Source organism: Phenylobacterium sp., from assembly GCF_036402295.1.
In the GTDB taxonomy this organism is placed as follows: Bacteria; Pseudomonadota; Alphaproteobacteria; order Caulobacterales; family Caulobacteraceae; genus Phenylobacterium.
Map to the genome: position 1 here is coordinate 40,696 of NZ_DASWTE010000056.1, position 16,537 is coordinate 57,232.

16 protein-coding genes and 1 pseudogene are annotated in these 16,537 nt (G+C 70.4%); 9 read left to right on the top strand and 8 right to left on the bottom strand.

Annotated elements, in window-relative coordinates; translation table 11 throughout:
- Positions 1-17: 17 nt before the first annotated feature.
- Entirely contained in the window at positions 18-431 is a 414-nt protein-coding gene (locus tag VGD44_RS03485) for a YkvA family protein (protein WP_331083902.1), read from the top strand.
- 7 nt (positions 432-438) lie between these two features.
- Here VGD44_RS03485 and VGD44_RS03490 read toward each other — a convergent pair whose 3' ends face one another.
- Both VGD44_RS03490 and VGD44_RS03495 read right to left on the bottom strand, forming a co-directional pair.
- The gene (locus VGD44_RS03490) at positions 439-1,359 is read right to left on the bottom strand and encodes a DMT family transporter (protein ID WP_331083904.1); all 921 of its coding nucleotides are present in this window, start codon (positions 1,357-1,359) and stop codon (positions 439-441) included.
- A complete protein-coding gene (locus VGD44_RS03495) occupies positions 1,356-2,216 on the bottom strand; it encodes an SDR family oxidoreductase (RefSeq protein WP_331083906.1) in 861 nt (286 codons plus the stop codon). The genes VGD44_RS03490 and VGD44_RS03495 overlap by 4 nt, the downstream gene beginning before the upstream one ends.
- Before the next feature lie 130 nt (positions 2,217-2,346).
- Between VGD44_RS03495 and VGD44_RS03500 the strand changes: the two genes are divergently transcribed.
- Complete coding sequence (locus VGD44_RS03500; protein WP_331083908.1) at positions 2,347-4,497, top strand: hybrid sensor histidine kinase/response regulator; 2,151 nt, start codon at positions 2,347-2,349, stop codon at positions 4,495-4,497.
- A 21-nt stretch (positions 4,498-4,518) separates the two neighbouring features.
- On the opposite strand, the gene VGD44_RS03505 is transcribed toward VGD44_RS03500, so the two are convergent.
- A complete protein-coding gene (locus VGD44_RS03505; RefSeq protein WP_331083910.1) occupies positions 4,519-5,517 on the bottom strand; it encodes an NADPH:quinone oxidoreductase family protein in 999 nt (332 codons plus the stop codon).
- Between the two features lie 142 nt (positions 5,518-5,659).
- Between VGD44_RS03505 and rlmN the strand changes: the two genes are divergently transcribed.
- From rlmN to VGD44_RS03520, 3 genes are all read left to right on the top strand, one after another.
- Positions 5,660-6,817 (top strand): 23S rRNA (adenine(2503)-C(2))-methyltransferase RlmN, encoded by a 1,158-nt coding sequence (gene rlmN / locus VGD44_RS03510; protein WP_331083911.1) that lies wholly within the window; start codon positions 5,660-5,662, stop codon positions 6,815-6,817.
- Positions 6,818-6,864: 47 nt separating this feature from the next.
- Positions 6,865-7,284 (top strand): DUF350 domain-containing protein, encoded by a 420-nt coding sequence (locus VGD44_RS03515; RefSeq protein WP_331083913.1) that lies wholly within the window; start codon positions 6,865-6,867, stop codon positions 7,282-7,284.
- A 112-nt stretch (positions 7,285-7,396) separates the two neighbouring features.
- The gene (locus VGD44_RS03520; protein ID WP_331083914.1) at positions 7,397-8,224 is read left to right on the top strand and encodes a serine protease; all 828 of its coding nucleotides are present in this window, start codon (positions 7,397-7,399) and stop codon (positions 8,222-8,224) included.
- Here the strand turns inward: VGD44_RS03520 and VGD44_RS03525 are convergent, their stop codons facing one another.
- Together VGD44_RS03525 and VGD44_RS03530 are read right to left on the bottom strand one after the other, a co-directional pair.
- Positions 8,225-9,589 (bottom strand): AmpG family muropeptide MFS transporter, encoded by a 1,365-nt coding sequence (locus VGD44_RS03525; protein ID WP_331083915.1) that lies wholly within the window; start codon positions 9,587-9,589, stop codon positions 8,225-8,227. It lies immediately after the preceding gene.
- A gap of 33 nt (positions 9,590-9,622) precedes the next feature.
- Positions 9,623-11,155, bottom strand: a complete 1,533-nt coding sequence (locus tag VGD44_RS03530) for a response regulator (RefSeq protein WP_331083917.1) — start codon at positions 11,153-11,155, stop codon at positions 9,623-9,625.
- Between the two features lie 171 nt (positions 11,156-11,326).
- Between VGD44_RS03530 and VGD44_RS26480 the strand changes: the two are divergent.
- The 4 genes and pseudogenes from VGD44_RS26480 to VGD44_RS03545 all read left to right on the top strand — a co-directional run.
- Positions 11,327-11,506: pseudogene (locus tag VGD44_RS26480) on the top strand (LuxR C-terminal-related transcriptional regulator); the annotation flags it as partial.
- Positions 11,507-11,630: 124 nt separating this feature from the next.
- A complete protein-coding gene (locus VGD44_RS03535) occupies positions 11,631-11,969 on the top strand; it encodes a hypothetical protein (protein ID WP_331083919.1) in 339 nt (112 codons plus the stop codon).
- Between the two features lie 221 nt (positions 11,970-12,190).
- Entirely contained in the window at positions 12,191-12,553 is a 363-nt protein-coding gene (locus tag VGD44_RS03540; RefSeq protein WP_331083921.1) for a hypothetical protein, read from the top strand.
- Positions 12,554-12,664: 111 nt separating this feature from the next.
- Positions 12,665-13,078, top strand: coding sequence for a hypothetical protein (locus VGD44_RS03545; protein WP_331083923.1), 414 nt, complete (start codon positions 12,665-12,667; stop codon positions 13,076-13,078).
- On the opposite strand, the gene VGD44_RS03550 is transcribed toward VGD44_RS03545, so the two are convergent.
- From VGD44_RS03550 to VGD44_RS03560, 3 genes are all read right to left on the bottom strand, one after another.
- Entirely contained in the window at positions 13,024-14,565 is a 1,542-nt protein-coding gene (locus VGD44_RS03550; protein ID WP_331083925.1) for a YifB family Mg chelatase-like AAA ATPase, read from the bottom strand. The genes VGD44_RS03545 and VGD44_RS03550 overlap by 55 nt on opposite strands.
- Positions 14,566-14,700: 135 nt before the next feature.
- Complete coding sequence (gene gshB, locus VGD44_RS03555; protein WP_331083927.1) at positions 14,701-15,648, bottom strand: glutathione synthase; 948 nt, start codon at positions 15,646-15,648, stop codon at positions 14,701-14,703.
- Positions 15,649-15,704: 56 nt separating this feature from the next.
- Complete coding sequence (locus VGD44_RS03560; protein WP_331083928.1) at positions 15,705-16,520, bottom strand: transglutaminase family protein; 816 nt, start codon at positions 16,518-16,520, stop codon at positions 15,705-15,707.
- Positions 16,521-16,537 lie beyond the last annotated feature (17 nt).

The window sequence follows — 16,537 nt, forward strand, 5'->3', positions numbered from 1 at the left end:
GGCGAAGGCTTAGCGCCATGAGCGCCCCGGAAAAAGCGTCACCTGACGTCACCTTCGATCCCGAGAAGGAGATCGAGCCCAGCCGCGCGCTGGTGCCGTCGGTGATGAAGCTGAACGAGCAGCGCGTGGACCTGGGCTTCTGGCCCAAGATCCGCCGCGTCGCCGCGCAGATCCCGTTCGCCAAGGAGGCTCTGAGCGTCTGGTACTGCGCCAAGGACGACGATACGCCCATCGCGGCCAAGGGGATGATGCTGGCGGCGCTGGCCTACTTCGTCCTGCCGGTCGACGCGATCCCCGACTTCATCGCCGGCCTCGGCTACACCGACGACGCGGCGGTGTTCACGGCGCTCATGGCCATCATCGGCCGCAACCTGAAGCCCAAGCACAAGCTCGCGGCGAAGCGGGATATCGAGCGGCTGCGGGGGGAGTGAGGGCGGGCTACTGGCTGTCGGGCGTCGCGCTGAGCTTCGCCGACCTTGCCAACTGCTGCTCGCGGATGGTGATGAACAGGGTCGAGGCGACCACGACGCCGGCGCCGGCCATCGTCCACACGTTCGGGAGCTCGTGGAAGATCAGAAAGCCGGCGGCGACGGTGAACACCAGGCGGGTGTAGTCGATGGGCGCCATGGCCGCGGCGTCGCCGGCCTGCATGCCCTTGATGTAGCAGGCCTGGGTGATGGTCCCGAGCACGCCCATCAGGCAGAGCAGGGCCAGGTCCTCAGGGTCGGGCCAGCGCCAGGAGATGAAGGCGCCGGGGATCGCGAAGATGAAGCCCAGCGTCGCGGCCCAGACCAGCAGCACGGTCGGCGAGTGGTCGCGGGTCATCACCTTCATGCCCGTGATGGTGAGCGCGAAGAGGAACGAGGCGGTCAGCATGGCCAGCGCCGGCAGGCCCAGGGCGAACTCGCCGCCTGCGCCCGGCCGCACCATCAAGAGCACGCCCAGGAAGCCCACCACTGCGGCCCCGATCCGCAGGGGACCCACCGTTTCGCGGACCACGAAGGCCGCCAGCGGAACCAGCCAGAGCGTGCGGGTGAAGGAGAGCGCGTTGGCGTCGGCCAGCGGCATCTCCTGGAAGGCGTAGAACGACAGGATCATCCCCAGCGTGCCCGCCGCCGAGCGGAAGAACAGGATCCCCGGCCGGGTCGTGGCGTAGGCCGCCTTCCCGCGCCGCAGGATGATCGGCAGCAGGATCACCAGGCCGGCGGCCTGGCGGTAGAAGGTCTGCAGGGTGGCGGGGTAGTCGTCGCCGAGGAACTTGATCAGCACGGTCATGGCCGTGAAGCCCAGCGCCGAGCCCAGCATCCAAAGCGCGCCCCGCAGGTTATCGGTCGCGCGCGGGGCGGCCGTTTCGGTCACGTCTCTTGCGGCTGGGGCGCGAAGGCGTCGCCGAACAGCTCGGCGAAGGGCGAGGGGCCGCTCTGGTCCCAGCTGTGCCGCGAGCCCACGGTGATGCCGCCGTCGACCACCAGGTGCGTGCCGGTCACGAACGCCGAGGCGTCCGAGGCCAGGTAGAGCGCCGCCTGGGCGATGTCGTCGGGCAGTCCGGGCTTCGGCACCGGCTGCACCTTGGCGGCGTGCTCGGCGACCCGGGCGGCCATCTGGTCGGCGACGGCGCGCGGCAGCCCCAGCGAGGCGCCGAAGATCGAGGTGGCGATGAGGCCGGGGCAGATGGCGTTCACCCGGATCTTTTGCGGCGAAAGCTGCGCCGCCGCCACCCGCGTCATGTGGATCACCGCCGCCTTGGCCGACGAATAGGCGATCGGGCCCCAGCCGGCCTGCAGGCCCGCGATCGAGGCGGTGTTGACGATCGCGCCGCCGCCGCGCGCCAGCATCAGCGGCACGGCGTGCTTCATGCCCAACGCCGGCCCACGCACCAGCACGTCGTAGATCCAGCTCCACGTCTCGGCCTCGATGGACACGAGCTCGCGCATGCCGTCCGAGATGCCGGCGTTGTTGAAGAGGATGTCGAGGCCGCCGAACTCGTCCGCCGCGAGCTTGAGCGCCGCGGCGATCTCGGCCTCCTTCGTTACGTCGCAGTGGGCGTAGCGGACCTTGCCCGGGAAGCGCCGCTCCAGCATCGCCCCCTTCTCGTCCTGGATGTCGGCGGCCACCACCTTGGCGCCCTCGGCGACGAACAGCTCCAGGGTCCCCAGGCCGATGCCCGAGACCCCGCCGGTGATCACCGCGACCTTGCCCTCGAGCCGCCCCGCCATCGCATCCCCCTCTCGTTGGTTATCGGCGATAACTAGGCGGCGACCCGCGGCCCTGTCACCCATTTCTTGGCGCCGCGCCCCTCGGAAGCGCGAACGAAATCTTCAGGGCTTGCGGGCTAGGTCATGGGCCATGGCCTTCGGCGCGTCGCAGGACCGGACCATTCTCGGCGCCGCGCTCGCGCGCGCCGCCGATCTCGGCCGCGCGCTCGTGGCGGACCCCGCGGCTTCCCGCCCCGCGCTGGGCGCCGTCTCGGCGCTGGTCGTCTTCGCCGCGGCGGTCCCTTTCGCAAGCTGGCGGTTGCCCGGCGCGTGGCTCGCGGTGATGGCGGCCCTGCTCGCCGCGGAGCACGCCTGGCGCGCGCGCACGACCGCGGGCGACGGGCTCGGCTTCAATCCGTTCGCCTGGCTGGCCGCGGCCGGCTACTCGGTCGCCGGTCTCTACCTCTCATTCTTCCACATCGGCGCCGCGCAGACGCTGGGCGTGACCCTCTTCGGCGTCGTGATGTTCCAGATCCTGGCCCGCGACTACGATGCGCCGCGCCGTCTCTGGATAAACCTTGCGGCGCCCATCGCGGGGGTTGTGCTCGTCCAGGGCGCGGCAGCGGCGCTACTCGTGCAGCGCGACCTGCCCTGGCAACTGGTGACGCTGTTCGCCAGTCCCTACGTCGTCTACGCGGCCCTGCGCGCGGTCCACCACAACCTCGACCGGAGCCGCCGGCTGGAGCGCGCCGCCACCGCACAGCTCGCCGAGAGCGAGGCGCGCTACCGCCAGTTGGCCGAGCGCTCGCCCGACATCATCATCCGCTACGACGTGCAGGGTCGGCTGGAATACCTTTCCCCGGCGGCGCGCGCCTATGTGCCCGATCCCTCGGCGCTGGTCGGCCGCAGCGTCCGCGAGTTCCTAGATCCGAGCGAGTGGGGGCGCCACGACGGCTTCCTCGCGGACCTGGTGGCCGGCCGTCCCCTGCCGGCTGTGGAACACAGCGTCTGGCGCACCCTGTCGCCGAGCGGCGCTTCGGTCGTCCTCGAGGGCGCCACCACGCCCATAGCCGACGACGACGGGTGCTACGTCGGGGCGATGGCGACCCTCCGCGACGTGACCGCGCGGGTCGCCCTAGAGGAAGAGCTTCGCCGCAAGACGGCCGAAGCCGAGGCGGCGGCCGTGGCCAAAAGCGAGTTCCTGGCCAACATGAGCCACGAGATCCGAACCCCGCTCACCGGCGTGATCGGGTTCGCCGGCCTTCTCGAGATGATCGAGGACCTGCCCCCGGACGCCAGCCGATACGCCGCGCGCATCCATACCAGTGGTAAGGCGCTGCTTGCGGTGGTCAACGATGTGCTCGACTTCTCCAAGCTCGAGGCGGAGCAGGTGCATCTCGACCCGCATCCGCTGGATCCGCGGGCGTTCGTCGACGAAGTCGCAGACCTCGTCCGCGACCAGGCCGCGGCCAAGGGGTTAGCCGTCACCGTCGCGCTGGCCGAAGACCTGCCGGCCTGCATCGCGGCAGACGGTGCGCGCCTGCGGCAGGTGCTGCTCAACCTCCTCACCAACGCCGTGAAGTTCACCGAGGCCGGCGGCGTCACCGTCCAGGCGCACCTGCTCGACGCAGGCACGCGACTCAGGATCGCGGTTCTCGACACCGGCGTGGGTGTCCCGCCCGACGTCGCCGGACGGTTGTTCCAGCGCTTCTCACAGGTCGACGGCTCCAGTACGCGGCGCCAGGGCGGCACCGGCCTTGGCCTGGCCATCTCCAAGGGGCTCGTCGAACTGATGGGCGGCGAGATCGGCGTGGAGAGCCGGCCCGGGGCGGGATCGACCTTCTGGTTCGCCATTCCCCTCACGTCGGCCGCGCCGGCGGCGGCGCCCACCTCAGCGCCCTTGGCCAGCGCGGAGGTGGGCGCGATCCGCATCCTGATGGTCGACGACGTGTCGGTGAACCGCGAGCTGGTCGGGGCGATGCTCGCGCCCTTCGGCGTGGAGCTCGTCGAGGCGGACGGCGGCGCCGCGGCGGTTCAGGCCTCGTTGCGGCAGCCCTTCGATCTGATCCTCATGGATCTGCAGATGCCGGGCATGGACGGACTCGCCGCCACGACCGCCATCCGGGCCAACAGCGACCTCAACCGGAGCACGCCGATCGTGGCGCTGTCGGCCAACATCCTGCCCGACCACAAGGCGGCTTGCCTCGCGGCCGGCATGAACGACCATATCGGCAAGCCGATCGACGCGGCGGAACTGCTCGGCGCGATCGCGCGCTGGACCGCGCGGAAAGAGGCGGCCTGAACCCGGACAGGTCGCGTCCGCTCAGACCGTCACCACCACCTTGCCCATGGCCTTGCGGCTGGCGAGGTGGGCGATGGCCTTGGAGGCGTCGGCCAGGGTGAAGCGCTCGGAGACGTGCGGCTTGATCTTGCCGTCCACGTACATCTGCATCAGCTGGGCGACGCTCTCCTGGTGCTTCTTCGGGTTGCGGCCGACCCACGAGCCCCAGAAGACTCCCACGATCTCGCAGCCCTTCAGCAGCGCCAGGTTCAGCGGGATCTTCGGGATCTCGCCGGCGGCGAAGCCCACCACCAGGTACTTGCCCTCCCAGGCGATCGAGCGCAGCGCCGGCTCGGCGTAGGCGTCGCCGATGGCGTCGTAGATCACGTCGGCGCCGTTGGGGCCGGTGGCGTCCTTGAAGAGCGCGCCCAGCGCCTTCTGGCCCTCCTTGTCGAATGGGCCCTTCGGATAGACGACGCCCGAGGCGGCGCCGCGCGAGAGGCACAGGTCGACCTTCTCCTGGCTGGAGGCGGCGGCGATCACGGTGGCGCCCATGGCCTTGCCGAGCTCGACGGCCGCGAGGCCGACGCCGCCGGCGGCGCCCAGCACCAGCAGCGACTGGCCGGGCTGCAGGTTCGCGCGGTCCTTCAGCGCGTGCCAGCTGGTGCCATAGGTCATGATGAAGGCGGCCGCGTCGTCGAACGGCATGGAGTCCGGGATCTTCACCAGCCGATGGGCCTCGAGCGCCAGCTCCTCGGCCATGCCGCCCCAGCCGGTGTTGCCCAGCACGCGGTCGCCAGGCTTCACGTTGGTGACGCCTTCGCCGACGGACTTGACGATCCCGCTGATCTCGCCGCCCGGCGCGAACGGCCGGGCCGGCTTGAACTGGTACTTGTCCTCGATGATCAGCACGTCGGGGAAGTTCACGCCCACGGCCTTCACCTCGACCACGGCGAAACCAGGTTTGGCTTCGGGAGAAGGAACGTCCTCCAGCACCAAGGTCTCAGGCCCGCCGACAGCCTTGCTGAGCAGCGCTTTCATGGACGTCTCTCCCAATTGTCTCTGATCGATTGCGCGCGACCCTAGCCGTTTCGAACAGCTGTTTGAAGGTGCGGCGATGCAGCAATTTGGAAGGAAGGGGTGTGTCACCTATATTCGCCGCCTTCCGGAAGGACCTCCGCACTTGGGCGTGACCCTCGATCTCAGCCGCGCGCCGGCGAAACCCGCTGCGCCCCCCAACCTGACGGGCCTCTCCCGCCAGGAGCTGGCGGCTGCGCTGGTCGAGCACGGCGCGGTGCCCGCGGAGAAGGCCAAGATGCGCGCCAGCCAGCTCTGGCGCTGGCTGCACCACTACGGCGTCACTGACTTCGCCCAGATGACCGACGTGGCCAAGGAGACCCGCGCGGTCCTGGCCGAGACCTTCAGCCTCGCCCGCCCCGAGGTGGTCGAGCGGCAGGTCTCGAAGGACGGCACCCGCAAGTGGCTGATCCGCATGGGCCCCGGCATCGAGGTCGAGACCGTCTACATCCCCGACGTCGGCCGCGCCGGCGCGCTCTGCGTCTCCAGCCAGGTGGGCTGCACGCTGAACTGCACGTTCTGCCACACCGGCACCCAGGCGCTGGTTCGCAACCTGACCGCCGCCGAGATCGTGGCCCAGGTGCAGGTGGCCCGGGACGACCTCGGCGAGTGGCCCTCACCCAAGGAGGACCGCCGGCTCTCGAACATCGTGTTCATGGGCATGGGCGAGCCGCTCTACAATCTCGACAACGTCGCCCAGGCCATCGACATCATCGCCGACCACGAGGGCATCGCCATCTCGCGCCGGCGGATCACGGTGTCGACCTCGGGCGTGGTCCCGCAGCTCCAGGACCTGGGCGAGAAGACCCAGGCGATGCTGGCCATCTCGCTGCACGCCACCAACGACGAGCTGCGCGAGAAGCTGGTGCCGCTCAACAAGAAGTATCCGCTGAAGGAGCTGATGGCCGCGATCCGCGCCTATCCGGGCCTGTCCAACGCCAAGCGCGTGACCTTCGAGTACGTGATGCTGAAGGGCGTCAACGACAGCCCGGCAGAGGCAAAGGCCCTGGTCCAGCTGCTGAAGGGCATCCCGGCCAAGATCAACCTGATCCCGTTCAACCCGTGGCCGGGCACGGAGTACGAGTGCTCGTCGTGGTCCACCATCGAGCAGTTCGCCGCCATCCTGAACCGCGGCGGCTACGCCTCGCCCATCCGCACGCCCCGCGGCCGCGACATCCTCGCCGCGTGCGGCCAGCTGAAGAGCGAGAGCGAGAAGCAGCGCGCCAGCGTGCGGCGGAAGGCCGAGGCGGCGGCTTCGAAATAGCTCGGCCGTCGTGCTAGGGATTCGCCCGCAAGTTCGGGAACCCACGCATGCCGATACCTTCGCCTGAGATCCAGGCCTTTGCCGCCGGGTTTCCGGTGTTCCTCGCCCACGCGGGCGTCACGGTCGTCATCCTGTTCGCGGCGGCGGCGCTCTACATCCTGCTGACGCCGCACAAGGAGATCACCCTTATCCGCGAGGGCAACACGGCCGCAGCCCTGTCGCTGGCCGGGGTGCTGCTGGGCCTGGCGATCCCGCTGGCCGCCTCGCTGAAGGCCTCGACCAACGTCATCGAGATCGGGCTGTGGGGCGTGGTCACGGTGGTGGTCCAGCTGCTGGTCTTCCGCCTGGTGGACATGATCCTGCGCGGACTGCCGCGGCGGATCCAGGAAGGCGAGGTGTCGGCCGCGGCGCTGCTGGTCGGCGCCAAGCTGGCCACCGCCATCGTCATCGCCGCGGCGCGCAGCTGAGGATGAGAGTGGCCCCGAGCATGCGGCTGCCGCATGCTCGTAACTCTTGCTTGGAGGATAGACCATTCGTCGTGCCGAGAATGAACCAACCTAAGCGACGAATGGTCTAGGCATGCGCTTCCCGCGGCTGCCGGATTGGGTGGTCTACGCCGCGATCGTGGTGGCGGTGCTGTTCGCCGCCCTGGGCCGCGACGAGCGCACCGACGCGCCGCCGCCGCCGCCCAAGGGCGCCGAGCCGCTGGGCGAGGTGGTGGGCCCGGCGTCGCCGTTCGATCCGTCGGTGGTGGTGGACGTGCCGACCAAGACCGGCCCCGCCGCCGGCACCGCCTTCTCCATCGGCCGCGCCGGCGTGTGGCTGACCGCGCGCCACGTGGTCGACGGCTGCTCGCGGCCGGTGATCGTGGTGGGTCCGTCCACCGGCGTGGCGGTGCGGGTCTGGGTCGATCCGCGCGGCGAGGCGGCGCTGCTCTACACCGAAGGCGGCGCCGCGCCGCTGCCGCTGGCGCTCGCCCAGCCGCTGCGCCGCGGCCAGCGCGCCTTCCACCCCGGCTTTCCCCAGGGCGAGCCCGGCGAGGCCAGCTCGCGGCTGCTGGGCCGCGAGACCCTGGTCGTCCGCGGCCACGGCGCGCGCAACGAGCCGGTTCTGGTCTGGGCCGAGACGGGCCGCACCGAAGGCCTGCACGGCACCCTGGGCGGCCTCTCCGGCGCCCCGGCGCTGGACGCGCAGGGCCGGGTGCTGGGCGTCACCATCGCCGAGAGCCCGCGGCGCGGGCGCATCTACACGACCGCGCCCGAGGTGGTGACCGCGACCCTGGTGGCCAACGGCCGCCGCGCCGACGCCTCGGCCACGGGCGAGGCGATCACGCCGCAGAACTACTTCATCGTCTCGGACGACCTGCGGCGCGAGTTGCAGGTGGCCCAGGTGTTGTGCCTGGAATAGCTAGGTCGCCGCCTGCGCGAGCCGTTGTTCCCTGCGATGTCGGGCGCCGAGCAACAGGCACAAGACCAGCGCGGGGACGCCCACGACGGCTGTCCCGGTGAAGAACAGCGCATAGGCCGTCATCAGGTCGTACGAGCCCTGCAGGCTTTCCACGACTTGGCCCGAGAAGCCCTTCAGCACCTTGCCCAACAGGGCGTAGAAGCTCGACAGCAGGGCGTACTGCGTCGCAGTGTACCCGAGGGTCGTGAGGCTCGACATGTAGGCCACCAAGGCCGCGCCCGCGAAGCCGGTGGCGACGTTGTCGACGATCAGCACGAGGCTGAGGTTGAGCACGCTGCCGCCCGCATAGGCCAGCCAGGCGAAGGCGAGGTTGGAAGCGGGTCCGAGGATCGCGCCCAGCACCAGCGTGGGCACGAAGCCCAGTCGCACCGCGCTCAGGCCGGCCAGCACGATCCCAACAATCGTGGCGCCGAGGCCGACGGTGGTGCGGATGCTGCCCACGACCTCCTTCGCAAGGCCCACGTCAACGTAGAGCGGTCCCACCATCGGCCCCATAACGAAGTCGGGCAGGCGATAGAGGCTGATCGCGGCCAGCATGAGCAGGGCTGCGGCGAACCCGTGGTCGCGGAAGAAGGCGATAAACGGCCCGACGATGGCGTCGACCAGGCCGCGCGGCGTCCACAACGACGGACCCGCCTGCGCCTTAGCCGCGTCCGGATGGATGCGCGACGGCTCGCTGGCGAAGAGCGTGGCGGTGAGGCCGACGCCGACGGCGAGCGCGCACAGGACGTAGGAGTTGTTCCAGCCGATCCTGGCTGCGGCGAGCAGGATCCAAGCGTCGGTCGCGAGGATGGCGGCCCGGTAGCCGAGTTGGAACGCGGCCGTGAGCAGGCCTAGGTCCTCGTCGCTCTCCGCGCGTTCGATCCGCCAGGCGTCGATGACGATGTCCTGGGTCGCGGAGGCGAACGCCACGAGAAGCGCAAAGCCCGCGAACGCCAGGAGGCCGCCGCTCGGGCCGACCGCCGCCATGGCGAAGAGCCCGCTGCCGACGACGAGCTGCGAAAGCACGATCCATCCGCGGCGGCGGCCCAGCCGCCCCAGGACCGGCACGCTCACCTTGTCGATCACCGGCGCCCAGAGGAACTTCATGGAATAGGCAATGCCGACCCACGACAGGAAACCGATGGTCGCGAGTTCGATGCCCTCCTCGCGCAGCCAGTAGCCGAGCGTGTTTCCGGTCAACATGAACGGCAGCCCGGACGAGAACCCGAGCAGGAGGGTGATCAGCACCCTGGGCTGACGCAGCGCCGCCAGGACGTCGCGCCAGGAGTGGCCTTTCGGTTTCGGTGCGGCTTGGGCGACCATGGGCGTCCCGGCTGGAGCGCCTCCGGCGCCCGATCAGCCGACCTTGGCGCGCGCCGCGGGCCGCGTAAAGCCGGGCGCAGCCCAGCGGGTCAGGGCCGCCCGCAGGCTGTCGGGCGACAGTGGCTTGACCAGGAAGTCGTCCATGCCGGCCGCCAGGCAGGCGTGGCGGTCGTCCTCGAACGCGTTGGCGGTGAGCGCCACGATCGGCGTCGTGATCCCGCTCGCGCGCAGCCGCCGGGCGGTCTCCTCGCCCGAGAGGCCGGGCATGCGCATGTCCATCAGGATCAGGTCGAACGCGCCCACCTCGCAGGCGGCCAGGGCTTCCTCGCCGCCCACGGTATGCTCGACCTCGCAGCCCTCGCGGGTCAGCAGGGCGCGGGCCAGGAGGGCGTTGATGGGGTTGTCCTCGACCAGCAGGATCCGCGCCCCCGGGGCGGCGGCCGTGGCGATGCGTTCGTCCTCGCGCGGCGCCTCGCCGGCGGCGCTCGCGGCGCCGGCCGCGATCAGCACGCGCTCGGCGACCGAGGCGCGACGCAGTGGCTTGATCAGGTAGCCGGTGAACCCCGCGCGGCGGTAGCGGGCGATCCGGTCGCGCTCGTCGGGGGCCAGTAGCACGATGGCCGGCCGCTGCGGCGGCGGCTTCAGCGCGCCGCCGTCGGCTGCCAGGCTGGCGTCCACCAGCACAACGTCGCCGGGCTTGGTGCGGGCGACGGCCTCGGCAAGCGTTTCGGTGATGGCGGCCTTGCCGCCGCAGGCCTCGATCTGCAGCCGGGCGGCTTCGCGCACGATGGGATTGGGCGAGGCCACGCCCACGAGGCGGCCCTCGAGCGGCTGGGGCGTGACCAGGCCTGGAAGGCCCGCCAGCGCGGCTTCGAACCAGAAGCAGGCGCCGCCCTCCTTGCCGCGCACGCGGGCGGTGTCCACGCCCACTTCGCCGCCCATGGCGCGGGCGAGCCGCCGGGCGATGGCCAGCCCCAGGCCCGCGCCGCCCAGGTCGGCATGCGCCGCGTCGGCCTGCGCGAAGGCCTCGAAGATGCGGTCGCGGTCGGAGTTGGAGACGCCGGGGCCGGTATCCTCGACGGCCAGTCGCAGGCGGCCCGGCTCGGGCAGGGTCGCGGTGATCAGCACGCCGCCGCGCTCGGTGAACTTCACGGCGTTGCCGGCGAAGTTGAGCAGGATCTGGCGCAGGCGGCCTTCGTCGGCGTGGATCTGGCAGGGCGAGGTGGGCGCAGCCCAGGCGATCTCGAGGCCCTTCTCGCGGGCCCGCGGCGACAGCAGCTCGGCGACGCCGCGCAACAGGCTTTCCAGCTCCATCGGCGCTGGGTGCAGCTCGACGCGGCCGGCGCCCAGCTTGGCGAAATCGAGCACGTCGTTGACGAGGGTGAGCAGGTGCTGGCCGCTGTCGTGGAGCGCCGACACATAGGCCTTCTGCTCGGCGGTGAGCTTGGTGCCCTCGAGCAGGCGGGCCATGCCCAGCACGCCGTTCAGCGGGGTGCGGAACTCATGGCTCAGCGACGCGAGCTGCTCCGCGCTGATCTGGGCGCGGCTCGGCCGACGTTCGGACAAGGGGCGAGACGGTCTGCGCATGGCGCGCAAGGCTTAGGCATGAGGGCTTAACGGTCAGTCAAGCGACACAGTCTCGTGCTACAAAACAACGCGTACGCCGCAAATTCACGCGTCAAAGTAGACGCGGCGCGAAAGCCGTCGTTTACTGCGCCTTAAGGACTGGAGTGGGCGTTGGCTGACATCACGAACGCTGTCGACGCTTTGACACCGCGGGAACGTGATTGCCTGCGGCTGGTCGACCAGCATCTCAGCTCCAAGCAGATCGCCCGCGAACTGGGGATGTCCAAGACGTCCGTCGACACCTACTGCGATCGCGCGCGGCGCAAGCTGGGCGTCGACGACCGGTTCCAGGCCGCTCGCCTCCTGCGCGAGCTCGACATCGGCGCTGTCCTGATCGCGTCAGGACAGGACACGATCAGGACAGACACATCTCCCGAAAGCTGGCCGGATGCGCCGGCAACTGAGGGAGGGTCCCATGGGCGAGTGGCCGAGTTTCGAGAACAGAGCGGTTATCGGCAGGGCGCTTCGCCTTCGCCGGGAGATCGACGACTTCGAGGCCCGGTGGCCGGCGCTGGCGAAGCGGGAAGAGCTCCTTCCGGGCTTTTCCTGGACCCAGCTGGAGCGTCAGCTCGTGGACCTCTCGGCGACACCGGCCCAGGCGGATATGGCGAGGCACCTGGTTTCCGCGACCCGGAAGCTGGCGCCTTTCAAGCCGTCCGAGATGGTGCTGCGCGAGATCCTCTGCCTGACCTGGGTCCTGCTCGACGAGAACTTCAAGGGCGAACCCGAGCTTGGTACGCCCGGAATGAGCTGAGCCCGGTCGCCCGGCTCGGTGCGATCGTGGTGATCGCCATCGCCACCGCCCTCGCCTTCGGGGGCATGCTGGCGGGGCTCCACGCTCTCAACGACCTGGCGTCGACGCTGCTGAAGGCCTGAAGCGGCCTGCGAATTAACGCTAAGCCTAAACGGCCAAGTAACCCTGTTATCTGAAACTGTGAACGCGGCGTTACCAAGCGCCGCGCATGGAGAGAACTGATGCTCAAAGAACGCCGCCTGGCGGCCGAGCAAGTCGCCAGCGCACTGTTTGAAGCCGAGACCGCCATCGACGCGGCGCTCGCCAAGACCGCCCTGCTCACGGGCGTGATGCCCAGCCTTCGCAAGATGGCGGGCGCCTCGGCCCTCATCGGCCAGGACGCCGTCGAGCGCGCCAGCGAGGCGATCATGGCCCTCGCCGAGGCCCGCCGCGCCATCGTCGAGACCCACAAGGAGCTCAGTGTCGTCCAGGGCCAGATCGGGCTGGGCGCGGTGACGATGACCGGGGACGGCGGGGAGAAGCCGCCGCCGCAGGGCGCCGAGCACACGCGCGTTCGCATGCGGTCGCTGCGCGTCGCTTCGTAGCGGTTTCAACGCAGCGCCACAGTTGTAAGATTGCGACCCTCGGAGAACGCTGGGGGTCGTTTTCTTTTGTCGTCGTACCAGCTTCCCATCTGGGCTTGGCCCACCGTCCTGATGACGGTCTGCGCGCTGGCGGTCTGGCGCGGGCGGGACGACGAGCGCCTCGCGTCCGCCGGTTTCCTGGCGGGCTGGGCGATGACCCTCGTCGTCTTCAGGGCCCGCAGCGAGGAGACCCAGTGGGCCGTCCTCGCGATCGACGTCCTCCTCCTCGGCCTCTTCATCTGGATCGCGCTCCGCAGCCCGCGGTTCTGGCCCCTGATGGTGGCGGCGCTGCAGGCGTTGGCGGTCGCGGTGGCGCTGGCCAAGGCGCTGGATCCGCGCATCACCGGCTGGGCCTACCTCACGGCCTCGCTCGTGTTCCAGTACCTTGCACTTCTGACCATCGGCTATGGCGCGATCACGGCGCCGCGCCGCTATGCCGAGATCGAAGAGGTCCCCGCCGACATCCCGGGCGCCACGCGGCGGTAGATCAGCGCCTCGGCCACGTGGACACGGCGCACGGGGCCTGGGCCCTCCAGGTCGGCGATGGTGCGGGCGAGCCGCAACGTGCGCGTCCAGCCCCGCGCGGACAGGCCGCCGGCCTCGGCCGCCTTGGCGAGCAGGGCGCGGGCCGGCGGGTCGAGGTCGGCGATCGTCTCCAGGTAATCACCCTCGGCCTGGGCGTTCAGCAGCGCCGCGCCCTCGACGCCCTCGGCCCGGTCGGCCATCAGCGCGCGGGCGGCGGCCACCCGCGCGGCGGCCTCCGCCGTGCCCTCGGCGGGCGCGGGCAGCGCGAGGTCGGCGGCGGTCACCGGCGGCACCTCCACCTGCAGGTCGATGCGATCCATCAGCGGGCCGGAGATGCGGCCCTGATAGTCCGTCTGACATCTCGGCGCGCGCCCGCAGGCGCCACGGCCCGGGCCGCCATGCCCGCAGCGGCAGGGATTCATCGCCGCCACCAGCTGGAAGCGGGCCGGATAGCGCACGTGGGCGTTGGCGCGGGCCACCACGACCTCGCCGGTCTCGAGCGGCTGGCGCAGGCTGTCCAGCGCCTGGGCCCCGAACTCCGGCAGCTCGTCCAGGAACAGCACTCCATTGTGCGCCAGGCTGACTTCGCCGGGCTTGGCCTTCAGCCCGCCGCCCGTCAGCGCCGCCATGCTGGCCGAGTGGTGCGGGCTGCGGAACGGCCGGGCGCGGCTGAGCTGGCCCTTGGCGATCAGGCCCGCGATCGAGTGCACCATCGAGGTTTCCAGGAGCTCGGCCGGCGTCAGCGGCGGCAAGAGGCCCGGCAGCCGCGCGGCCATCATCGACTTGCCGGAGCCCGGCGGCCCGATAAAGGAGAGGTTGTGACCGCCGGCGGCGGCGATCTCCAGCGCCCGCTTGGCGTTCTCCTGGCCCTTCACGTCGCGAAGGTCGGGGACCCGGTCGGCTTCCAGCATCGCCCCGGGACCGGGCGGTGACAGCACCTGGGTCCCGCGGAAGTGGTTGACCAGCGCGATCAGCGACGGCGCCGCCAGGACCCGCGTGCCGCCAGCCCAGGCCGCCTCGGGACCGCACGCCTCTGGACAGATCAGCCCCAGGCCCAGCCCGCCCGCCGCCACCGCCGCGGGCAAGGCGCCCGCCACCGGCGTGATCCGTCCGTCCAACGCAAGCTCCCCCACCGCCGCCCAGCCTTCCAGCGCATCGGCGGGGATGATCCCCATGCCGGCCATGATCGCGAGCGCGATCGGCAGGTCGTAGTGGCTGCCTTCCTTTGGCAGGTCGGCGGGCGCCAGGTTGGCGATGATGCGTCGCGACGGCAGGGCCAGGCCCATGCCCTGGAAGGCGCCGCGCACCCGCTCGCGGCTCTCCGAGACCGCCTTGTCGCCCATGCCGACGAGGAAGAATTTCGAGTCGCCACGAGTGAACTGGACCTGCACGTCGACGCGCACCGCATGCACGCCGCTGAAGGCCAGAGTCACCACCCGTGCGGACATTCCCTCAACCCCTTGTGGTCAGCCGAAAGTTATCCACAACCGAGCATACGGCCAGGTTCAGATCAAGAACAAAAACGGAACTTAGGGAGAAGGTGAGACGTTTCCGTGACTTCCGGACGTCTCTTCTGAAACAACCTAAGCCTTTGCGCGCAGCGCTTCAATCCGGCCCCACATCACGTCCGTGGCGTCGATTCCGGTGAAGCGCTTGAGCGCCACGGCGCCCGTCGGCGAGGTGACGTTGATCTCGGTCAGGTAATCGCCGATCACGTCGATGCCGACGAAGATCAGGCCACGCGCCTTCAACTCGGGCCCGATGGCCGCGCAGATCTCGCGGTCGCGCGCCGAAAGCTCGATGGGCTCGGCCTTGCCGCCGACCGCCAGGTTCGAGCGGATCTGGCCCTTCTTCGGCACACGGTTGATCGCGCCCACCGGTTCGCCGTCCACCAGCAGGATCCGCTTGTCGCCCTTGACCACCGACGGCAGGAACTTCTGCACGATCACCGGCTCGCGCCCGACGCTCTCGTGCAGGTCCAGCAAGGCGTCGATGTTGGGATCGTCCTTCAGGTGCCGCGTGACGCCCGACCCGGCCAGGCCGTTCAGCGGCTTCATCACGATGTCGCCGTGCCGCTCGCGGAAGTCGTAGATCGCCGCCTTGTCCCAGGTGATCAGGGTCGGCGGCTGCAGCTGCGGGAACTTGGTGACGAGCAGCTTCTCGGGCGCGTTGCGCACCTCGACCGGATTGTTCACCACCAGGGTCTTCGGGTGGATCATCTCCAGGAAGAAGGTCGTGTCGATGTAGTGCATGTCGAATGGCGGGTTCTGCCGCATCAGCACCACGTCGAACTCGCTGAGCTCCACACGGCGCACCTCGCCCAGTGTCGCGTGATCGCCCGCCACGCGCTGCACCGTCACGTCGCGGCCGCGCGCGAACACCCGGCCGTTCTCCATCGCCAGCGTGCCGGTCAGGTAGACGAACAGCGAGTGCCCCCGCGTCTGCGCCGACTCCATCATCAGGAAGGTCGTGTCGCCCTCGATGTTGATGCCCTCGATGGGATCCATCTGGACGGCGACCTTCAGGGACATGCGGAATTCCTCAGGCGGTGAAGCTCAGCCGACATAGGGGGTCGCCGCGGGAAGCGCTAGTTCAGCCGCAGTCTCACTCGCTCGCGCTGCGCCCTGGCCGCCAGGGCCGCGCCCCCGTCCAGCGCCGTGGCGCGCTGCAGGGCTTCCAGCGCGCCGGCCAGGGCGCCCTGGCCCTCGCGGGCGGCGGCCACGTCCAGCCAGGGCCGGTGGTCGGTGGGGTCGAGCAGGGCGCGGCGCAGCGCCGCCCGTTCGGCGCGGGCGAAGTCGCCGGCGGCGCTGGCGCGGGCGAAGACCATGTTCTGCAGCCGCAGCAGCACGGCCCGGTCGCTAACCGGCGCCATCAGCCGGTCCAGCCGGTCGGCCACGTTGGGCGTCAGGCCGGCGTGCAGGGCGCGCCGCGTCAGCTCGGACGGCAGCACCACGCGCCCCTCCGAGAACGGGTCCAGCGCCAGCGGCCCCTCCTCGGTCTCGATGCGCAGCAGGAAGTGGCCGGGGAAATCCACGCCCTGCACGGTGAGCCCGCATTTGCGCGCGGCGTGCAGGTAGAACAGCCCGACGGTCACCGCCAGGCCGCGCTTGCGCTGCGCTACGGCGATGACGTCGGCGTTGTCCGGATCCTCCAGCGTGAAGAGGTCGCCCGAGAGGCCGAGGTCGCCCGCCATGGTCTCGGCGAGCGCCTCCTCGGGGCTCTCGCGCTTCAGCCGCTCGGCCAGCCGCTCCACGCCGATGCCCGCCATCTCCCGGGCGAGGGCCGGATCGCGCGCCGGGTCCTCGTGGATCGCGCACGCGATGGCGGCGTCCAGCAACGGGAAGGCGCCCTCCGGCGCGCCGCCGGCTTCCGACAGGATGGTTTCAGCCTCGTCGCGGTCCATCAGGGTCCCGTGCTTCC

Bases quoted from the DNA above. Each gene is read 5' to 3' on its own strand.
- VGD44_RS03485 (WP_331083902.1), top strand. From the start codon at position 18: ATGAGCGCCCCGGAAAAAGCGTCACCTGACGTCACCTTCGATCCCGAG.
- VGD44_RS03495 (WP_331083906.1), bottom strand. From the start codon at position 2,216: ATGGCGGGGCGGCTCGAGGGCAAGGTCGCGGTGATCACCGGCGGGGTC.
- VGD44_RS03500 (WP_331083908.1), top strand. From the start codon at position 2,347: ATGGCCTTCGGCGCGTCGCAGGACCGGACCATTCTCGGCGCCGCGCTC.
- VGD44_RS03505 (WP_331083910.1), bottom strand. From the start codon at position 5,517: ATGAAAGCGCTGCTCAGCAAGGCTGTCGGCGGGCCTGAGACCTTGGTG.
- VGD44_RS03515 (WP_331083913.1), top strand. From the start codon at position 6,865: ATGCCGATACCTTCGCCTGAGATCCAGGCCTTTGCCGCCGGGTTTCCG.
- VGD44_RS03520 (WP_331083914.1), top strand. From the start codon at position 7,397: ATGCGCTTCCCGCGGCTGCCGGATTGGGTGGTCTACGCCGCGATCGTG.
- VGD44_RS03525 (WP_331083915.1), bottom strand. From the start codon at position 9,589: ATGGTCGCCCAAGCCGCACCGAAACCGAAAGGCCACTCCTGGCGCGAC.
- VGD44_RS03535 (WP_331083919.1), top strand. From the start codon at position 11,631: ATGGGCGAGTGGCCGAGTTTCGAGAACAGAGCGGTTATCGGCAGGGCG.
- VGD44_RS03540 (WP_331083921.1), top strand. From the start codon at position 12,191: ATGCTCAAAGAACGCCGCCTGGCGGCCGAGCAAGTCGCCAGCGCACTG.
- VGD44_RS03545 (WP_331083923.1), top strand. From the start codon at position 12,665: ATGACGGTCTGCGCGCTGGCGGTCTGGCGCGGGCGGGACGACGAGCGC.
- VGD44_RS03550 (WP_331083925.1), bottom strand. From the start codon at position 14,565: ATGTCCGCACGGGTGGTGACTCTGGCCTTCAGCGGCGTGCATGCGGTG.
- gshB (WP_331083927.1), bottom strand. From the start codon at position 15,648: ATGTCCCTGAAGGTCGCCGTCCAGATGGATCCCATCGAGGGCATCAAC.
- VGD44_RS03560 (WP_331083928.1), bottom strand. From the start codon at position 16,520: ATGGACCGCGACGAGGCTGAAACCATCCTGTCGGAAGCCGGCGGCGCG.